We start from the raw sequence: 7,203 nt of genomic DNA on the forward strand, positions 1-7,203 counted from the left end.
CCCGCTCCGCCTAGAGCTTCGTGTCGGCCGGCATGTGACGCAGCTCGATCGGCCGGCCGGCACGCCGCGCCAGGACGTACGCGGCGAGCTGTACGGGCAGGATGTCGAGCACACAGCCGCCGAGGCCGGCAACTGGCGGCAGCCGCACCACCAGCAGGTTGTCGTGCCGGGGCAGATCGGCGTCGGCGCCGGACACGAGCACGACGCGGGTGCCGAACCGGGCCAGATCGAGGGCGAGGGCGAGGGCACGGCCCGCGCCGAAGAGCAGGGCCACCCGGCCCGGCCCCGCCGCCTCCACCGGGCCGTGCAGGTATTCACGGACGGTGAAGCTGGCCGTGGGCAGGTGCGCGGCCTCGCGCAGGAGCAGCGCGGCAGCGCCGGCCGTCGCCAGGCGTACCCCCGAGGCCACCACGTCCACGCACCCGGCGTCGGCGAGGGCCGCCGCCAGCGGCTCGCCGTCGCCGTCGAGCACCTCGGCCGCCAGGTCCGGCAACAGTTCCCAGTCCGTCCGGCACCGGCCGCTCATCCGCTCCGCGAGCAGGCCGAGCGCCTGCAACGTCGCGGTGTAGCTGAGCGTGGACACGTCGGTGTCCTCGGCGCAGCCGAGCGGCACGACAGTGTCGGCGAGCACGCCGAGGGGGCTGTCCGGATGGTTGGTCAGGGCGAGCCGGACAGCGGGCCCGGCCGGCACGGCGGCCAGCGCCTCCACCGTCTCCCGGCTCCGGCCCGACTGGCTGACGCCGACGTACGCGGCGGCGAGTCCCCGCGGTATGCCGCCCTGCAGATCCGCGGCGCTCGCCGACGTCACGGGCAGGCCGTCGGCGCGCAGGACGGCGGCGAAGGCCGCGGCGGCGTGGCCGCTGGCACCCATCCCGAAAGCCGACAGGCTCCCCCAGCGCGACACCGCGGCGGCCTGGGCGCCGGCCGGTCCGGCCAGCGCCGCCCGCACCGTCAGCGCCGATCGCCGCAGGTTCTCCGGTTGCGCCCGCACCCCGTCGAGATAGGCGACCGTCATCCCTTCACCGCCCCGGACGCGAGACCACTGATGAGGTAGCGCTGGAACACCACCGCCAGCACCACCGGCGGCAGCGCCGCGAGAACACCACCGGCGGCAATGAGGCCGAAGTCCACGGCGTTGCGTCCGGTGAACTCGGCGATCGCCACGGGGATCGTCTTGGCCTGCTCGGTGGACGTGAAGATCAGCGAGTAGAGGAACTCGTCCCAGCACAACAGGAACGCGTAGAGGGCGGTGGCCAGGATGCCCGGCTTGGACAGCGGCAGCATCACCCGTACGAGGGCGCCGAGGCGACCGCACCCGTCTACCCGGGCGGCCTCCTCGAGCTCCACGGGCAGCGACGCGAAGAAGGTGCTCATGTTCCACAGGGCGAACGGCGTGGCCAGCGAACAGTAGACGATGACCAGACCGGTACGGGTGTCGAGCAGCCCGAAGCGCGACATGAGCAGGTAGAGCGGGATGATCAAGGCGATCGGCGGCAGCATGTAGGTGACCAGGAACGACAGCAGGGTCACCCGCCGCAGCGGAAACCGCAGCCGAGCCAACGCGTATCCGCCCAGCACCCCGACGGTGAGCGAGATGACCACCGTTCCGGCCGCCACCAGGAAGCTGTTGACCATGGCGCTGCGGAAGGCGGCGCCCGCGCCGGTGCCGCCGCCCGCGAAGATCTCGCGGTAGCGGTCGAGCGTGACGTGCTCGGGCAGCCAGCGCATCGGTCGGGAGACCAGGTCGGTCTGGCCCACGAACGACGAGTAGAGCAACCAGGCGAACGGCGCGAGGATCACGGCGGACACGGCGAGGGCGGCCACGTGGAGGAAGATCCGGTAGCGCAGGCTGGCTCTCACGGCGACCTCAGCTCGCTCTGCCGCAGCAGCCGCAGGTAGACCAGGGCCAGCAGGAGGATGGCGGTGACGGTCAGGTAGGCCAACGACGCGCCCGAGCTGAACCGCTGGGCGGAGAACGCCTGGAGGTAGGTGAAGAAGGTGATCGTCTGGGTGCCGCTCGCGGGACCGCCGCCGGTCATGACGTAGACGATGTCGAAGACCTTGAACGCCTCGATCGTCCGCAGCACCAGCACGAGGGCGATGTTGGGCACCAGCAGCGGCAGGGTGATGCGGAGGAACGAGCGGATCGGCCCGGCCCCGTCCACCCGCGCCGCCTCGTGGAGCCCCCGCGGGATCGTCTGCAGGCCGGCCAGCAGGAAGAACGCGACCAGTGAGGTGTTCTTCCAGACGTCGGCCACGACCACCATGTTCAGGGCGAGGAAGGGGTCTTCGCCCAGCCAGGACCGGTAGCCGTCCTGCAGGTGCAGTTCGGTCAGCAGCGCGTTGGCCACACCGTACTGGGCGTTGAGGATCCATCGCCACATGGCGCCGTTGACGATCGTCGGCAGCGCCCACGGCAGGATCACGATCGCGCGGAAGAGCCAGCGCAGCCGCAGCGGCGCGGCGAGCAGTTGGGCCAGCCCCAGCCCGAGGACGAGCTCCAGCGCGGTGGAGACGACGGTGAAGTAGGCGGTGTGCCCGACGGCCGTCCACAGCCGGCGGTCGGCGAGGATATCGGTGTAGTTCCGCAGGCCGACGAACGGGTACCGGCCGGGAAACGGGCTGTCGACGTCGTAGAAGGAGATGACCAGGGCGCGTCCGGCGGGGTACAGCACCACCCCGAAGACGACGAGCGCCGCCGGCAGGAGCAGGAGCAGCGCCAGCCGGATCTGGCCGCCGGCGGCGTGCCGCCGCAACGGCCACCGGCGCGCCGGCGGTGCCGGTCCGGTGGCCGGCGGGGTGGGTGCCGGGCGCGCCGGTGGCGCGGCGGTCATGAGAGCAGAGTACGGGCTTGTTCGGCGGCGTCGTCCAGGGCCTTCTTCGGCGGTTTCCGGTTGAGCAGGGCGTTCTGCAGCTCGGCCTGCAGGATCTGGCTGATCTCGTTGTAGCGGGGCACCTGCGGCCGGGCGATGAGGTCGGCCAACTGCTTCTTGGCCACCGGCACGACCTGCGGCAGGGTGGACGCCACGGCGGGGTCGTCGTACGACCTCGTCCAGCACGGCAGGGAACTCTTGGCGTACGTGTTCTGCACCTCGGCGCTGGTGATGTAGCTGATGTACGTCCAGGCCGCCTTCTGGTTCCTGCTGCCGGTGCTGACCGACAGGGCCATCGAGCCGTTGACGCCGGGGGCGCCGGCCGGTCCCGACGGTGTCGACGCCACGCCGACCTTTCCGGCGATCTTCGACTGCTGGGGGTCGTTGGCCGCGTTGAACAGGTAGGTCCAGTTGAGCGCCATGGCCGCCTGGCCGTCGGAGAAGATCTTGCGAACGTCCTCCTCCAGGGATTCGGCCGAGTTGGGGTTGGTGAGCTTGGCGTCGAGGGTCTGCTTCATGAACTCCAGCGCCTGCAGGCCACCGCCGGTGTTGAAGGCGATGGACTTGCCGTCGTCGGACAGGAACTTGCCGCCGAAGGCGCCCACGAGCTGGGTGTAGTCGCAGATGAGGGCCTCGGCCTGTTTCCAGCTCCAGATCAGCGGATACTCGACGACCTTCTTGGCCTTGAGGGCTCGGGCGGCGGTGCGGACGCCGTCCCAGGTGGACAGGCTCGCCGGGTCGACGCCGGCCTTGCTGAGCATGTCGGTGTTGTAGAAGAAGTACTTCGTGTCGAGGATCCACGGCACGCCGTAGTAGCGGTCGCGGTAGGCGGCGGTGGCGAGCGCACCGCCGAGCATGTCGCTCTTCCAGTTCGCGGGGAACTGGTCGGTGACGTCGGTGACGATGCGCTTGCTGCCGAACTCGGCCGGCCAGATCACGTCGATCAGCACCACGTCGAAGGTGCTGGCAGGGGCCGCCGCCACGATCTTGTCGTGCAGCGCCTCGTAGGCGACAAAGGACGGCTCGACCTTGATCTTCGGGTACTTCTTCTGGAACTCGTCGGTCATCGCGCGGATGTCGTCCTCGGAGTAGCCGGCCTGCTTCATGAAGAGGGCCTTGATCTGCCCCTCGCCGGTGCCCGCCGCGCCGCTGTCGCCGCTCGTGTCACTGCCGCCGCCGACGTCGCAGGCCGCGAGGAGGAGTCCCGCGCCGCTGATCGCCGACAACTGGAGAAGCCTTCGCCTGGACAGCTCGCTCATGTTCTCTGACATGATCGCCCTCCTGGGGCATTAGGTAGGCTGCTTAACAAAAACTTGTACTCGGTTCGCGATCACCGGTCAAGACCGCCGGCGCCGCCTTCCGGGTCCAACCGGCGAAGGAGTGGATACGCCTTGGTCTCCGTCGAGCCGTCCGGTCGGGCGGTGCTGGCCGCCCTGCTCGACAGCGCGCCCATGACCCGTCCGGAGCTCGCCCGCCGGACCGGCCTGTCGCGGCCCACCATCTCCGAGGTGGTACGCCGGCTCGTCGACAGCGGCCTGATCGTCGATGCCGGTGTGCGACGCGGCCGACCCGGCCGGGTACCCACCTACTACCGGCTGGCTCCGACGGCCGGTTACGTGGTGGCGGTCGATGTCGGCGGCGACAATCTGCGGGTCGCGGCGGCCGACATGAGCGGGACGCTCTGCTACGAACAGCAGCAGCCCACCATGGCCACCGGCGCGAACCGGGTGGCCGTGAAGGTGGCGCGGATGATCGCGGCGGCGACCGAGGCGGTGGCCGACCGACTCGGACCTCTTCGCCGGGTCGGCGTATCGGCACCCGGCGCCGTGCACGCCGACGGCCGCACCATGTCGGCCGCCCACAACCTCGGCGAGGAGGGTCCCTTCGACCTGGTCACACCGCTCGAGGCACGCGTCGACGCGCCGATCGTGCTGGAGAACAACGTCAACCTCGCGGCGCTCGGCGAGCGCTGGCGAGGGCACGCGCGGGACGTGGCGACGTTCGCGTTCCTGGCCGTCGGTGCCGGCATCGGCATGGGGCTGGTCCATAACGGCGAACTCGTCCGGGGGGCACACGGCGCCGCCGGCGAGGTCGCCTACCTGCCGCTGCCCGGCTCCGTGCCGCCCGAGCAGCGGGCGGGGCGAGGTAGGGAGCAGTTGGCCGACGAGGCCGGCGCGTACGGAGTTCTGGCGGCACTGGACGCCCGCCGGTCCTGGCCGGGCAAACGGCCGTCTTCGGTGGAGGAACTGTTCGCCCAGGCGGCCACAGGGGTGCCCGCCGCGCGTGAGCTGGTCGAGGCGGAGGCCCGGCAGCTGGGCCTCACCATCGCCAGCGCGTGCGCGGTCTTCGATCCCGAACTCGTTGTTCTCGGCGGGGGCATCGGCCGCAATCCGCTGCTGCTGCCGACGGTCCGGGACGTCGTCAACGGGTACGCGCCGTTCCCACCGCGGATCGAGACCAGCGCGCTGGGTGAGGCAGCCTCCCTCACCGGAGCGCTGTACATCGCGCTGCGGGCCGCCCGCGCCGAACTCCTGGAAGTCGCCGGCAGCTCCGACGTCGGCTGACGCCGGCCGGGGGCCGAGCGGAGGGCACGATCCGGCGGGAGCCCCAGCTCAGGGTTTGGCTCCCGAGCTGGGGCTCCAGCCGTCATCGCAGCTGGCCGGTCCGGTCGGTGTCAGGTGCGCGGGGCGGCGACGGCGGCCTGGGCGTCAACGATGCCCCAGCCGTAAACGGGTGAGTAGAGGCCGCGCAGGCCGGTGACCGGGGTACGGGCGGTCGACATCAGCACCGAGTACACGTTGTCGAGGCTGCGGCCTTGGGCGAAGAGCAGGGCTGCCACTCCCGACACGTACGGTGTGGCCATCGAGGTGCCGGCGTAGGCGTCGTAGTCGGCTTGCCCGCACGAGGCCGAGCCGCTGCCCGCCGGGACGCTGGACCAAACGTCGTCGTCGCAGTTGACCAGCCCGGCGCCACCGGGGGCGGCAACGGCCTTCAGGTCGGCCTTCACGCCCAGGTTGGAGTACCACGCCTTCACTTCGTTGCGATCGGTGGCGGCGACACAGAGGGCGCCGGGTTCCCAGGCGGGCGTGTCACACAGCGGGGCGGTCTCATTGCCGGCGGCGGCGATGACGGCGACGCCCTTCGCCTGCGCGTACGCGATCGCCGCGGTGGCGTCCGACTCGAGCCCGGTGAGGGTGAGCGCCTGGGAGCCGGGCAGCGCGCCGAGACTGAGGTTCACGACCTTGGCGCCGTGGTCGGCCGCGTAACGGATGCCGGCAGCGATGTCGGCGAAGCTGCCACTGCCCGCCTCAAGGACCTTGATCGGCATGATCTTCGCGTCGGGGGCGACGCCCGCGACACCGAGCCCGTTGCCGGTTTCCGCGGCGGCGATGCCCGCCACGTGCGTGCCGTGCTCGTCGTTCGCGTCAGGCGTGCCGTCGGGACCCCGCCAGTCACCGTTGCCGCACGAGGTCGTGCCGCAGTCGACGAAGGTCGCGCCGGGCACGAGCTTGGACTTCAGATCCGGGTGGGTGAGGTCGACGCCGGTGTCCACGACCGCGATCACGACCCCGGCTCCCGTGCTCGTTCCCCACGCCTGTTCGGCATGGATCTGCCGCAGGCCCCACTGCTTGTCGTACAACGGATCGTTTACCGCCGCCTGTGCGGGGGTCGCGGCGGCGGCCACGAGAGCGGCAGCCACCGCGGTGCCGCCGACCAACCGGGCGAATGACATGAGACCCCTCCTCCAGATGTGACAGCGCTACATCTGGAGGAGGGGCAACCGGCCACGAGATGCAACAGCGCCGACCGGATTCCGGAGGACGTACCGTCTCCACGGCCCGGCCTTCGGCTACTCGGCGAGCGCGGCGCAGCCGGTCGTTGCGGCGTCGGACGGATCGGTGAGGATGGCGCGCAGGTCCTCTCTGCCTGTCGGCAGGTCGGCCTTGGCAAGCCAGCTCATCGGGTTCACCCGGGTAGGCGAGCGCCTCACCGCACAGCGTGGCATCCTCGCTGAGCAGCCGCACCAGCTGGACCGGGGTGTCGGAGGCCGAGTCGTAGGCGTGTTCCAGGCTGCCCCAGTCGGTCTCGTCGAGCACGGCACGTGGCGAACGCATGATCCTGATCATGTACCGCGCCGGTTGGCTTTTCGACGACGTTTGGCAGAGCGCCGCCGGGTGCGGGCAACGCCGAGGCGGCGGTGCGCCGGCGCCGGGACGTTGCTGGAATGCTTCGGGTCGGTGGTCGGTCGGCGCTGGTCAACATCCGGCCCGCGGTCCGCCGCCGATCAGGGAGGTTCGATGGACGTCGTGGAACGGGTCACCCCGGCGGT

The 7,203-nt window shown here is 71.0% G+C and carries 6 protein-coding genes; 1 reads left to right on the forward strand and 5 read right to left on the reverse strand.

Features of this window, described 5'->3' with window-relative positions; all coding sequences use genetic code 11:
* Positions 1–10: 10 nt before the first annotated feature.
* The 4 genes from ONA70_RS33345 to ONA70_RS33360 are packed head-to-tail and all read right to left on the reverse strand — an operon-like array spanning position 11 to position 4,144.
* Entirely contained in the window at positions 11–1,015 is a 1,005-nt protein-coding gene (locus ONA70_RS33345) for an SIS domain-containing protein (RefSeq protein ID WP_265010461.1), read from the reverse strand.
* A complete protein-coding gene (locus ONA70_RS33350) occupies positions 1,012–1,860 on the reverse strand; it encodes a carbohydrate ABC transporter permease (protein ID WP_265010462.1) in 849 nt (282 codons plus the stop codon). The genes ONA70_RS33345 and ONA70_RS33350 overlap by 4 nt, the downstream gene beginning before the upstream one ends.
* Entirely contained in the window at positions 1,857–2,834 is a 978-nt protein-coding gene (locus ONA70_RS33355; protein WP_265010463.1) for a carbohydrate ABC transporter permease, read from the reverse strand. The genes ONA70_RS33350 and ONA70_RS33355 overlap by 4 nt, the downstream gene beginning before the upstream one ends.
* Positions 2,831–4,144, reverse strand: a complete 1,314-nt coding sequence (locus tag ONA70_RS33360) for an extracellular solute-binding protein (RefSeq protein WP_265010464.1) — start codon at positions 4,142–4,144, stop codon at positions 2,831–2,833. The genes ONA70_RS33355 and ONA70_RS33360 overlap by 4 nt, the downstream gene beginning before the upstream one ends.
* A 120-nt stretch (positions 4,145–4,264) precedes the next feature.
* Here ONA70_RS33360 and ONA70_RS33365 point away from each other — a divergent pair, with 120 nt between their 5' ends.
* Positions 4,265–5,437, forward strand: a complete 1,173-nt coding sequence (locus ONA70_RS33365) for an ROK family transcriptional regulator (RefSeq protein ID WP_265010465.1) — start codon at positions 4,265–4,267, stop codon at positions 5,435–5,437.
* A gap of 110 nt (positions 5,438–5,547) precedes the next feature.
* Here the strand turns inward: ONA70_RS33365 and ONA70_RS33370 are convergent, their stop codons facing one another.
* Positions 5,548–6,606, reverse strand: a complete 1,059-nt coding sequence (locus ONA70_RS33370) for a S8 family serine peptidase (protein WP_265010466.1) — start codon at positions 6,604–6,606, stop codon at positions 5,548–5,550.
* Positions 6,607–7,203 lie beyond the last annotated feature (597 nt).

Origin of the sequence: Micromonospora yasonensis (assembly GCF_026013475.1) — a bacterium.
In the GTDB taxonomy this organism is placed as follows: Bacteria; Actinomycetota; Actinomycetes; order Mycobacteriales; family Micromonosporaceae; genus Micromonospora; species Micromonospora yasonensis.

Bases quoted from the DNA above. Each gene is read 5' to 3' on its own strand.
- ONA70_RS33345 (WP_265010461.1), bottom strand. From the start codon at position 1,015: ATGACGGTCGCCTATCTCGACGGGGTGCGGGCGCAACCGGAGAACCTG.
- ONA70_RS33355 (WP_265010463.1), bottom strand. From the start codon at position 2,834: ATGACCGCCGCGCCACCGGCGCGCCCGGCACCCACCCCGCCGGCCACC.
- ONA70_RS33360 (WP_265010464.1), bottom strand. From the start codon at position 4,144: ATGTCAGAGAACATGAGCGAGCTGTCCAGGCGAAGGCTTCTCCAGTTG.
- ONA70_RS33370 (WP_265010466.1), bottom strand. From the start codon at position 6,606: ATGTCATTCGCCCGGTTGGTCGGCGGCACCGCGGTGGCTGCCGCTCTC.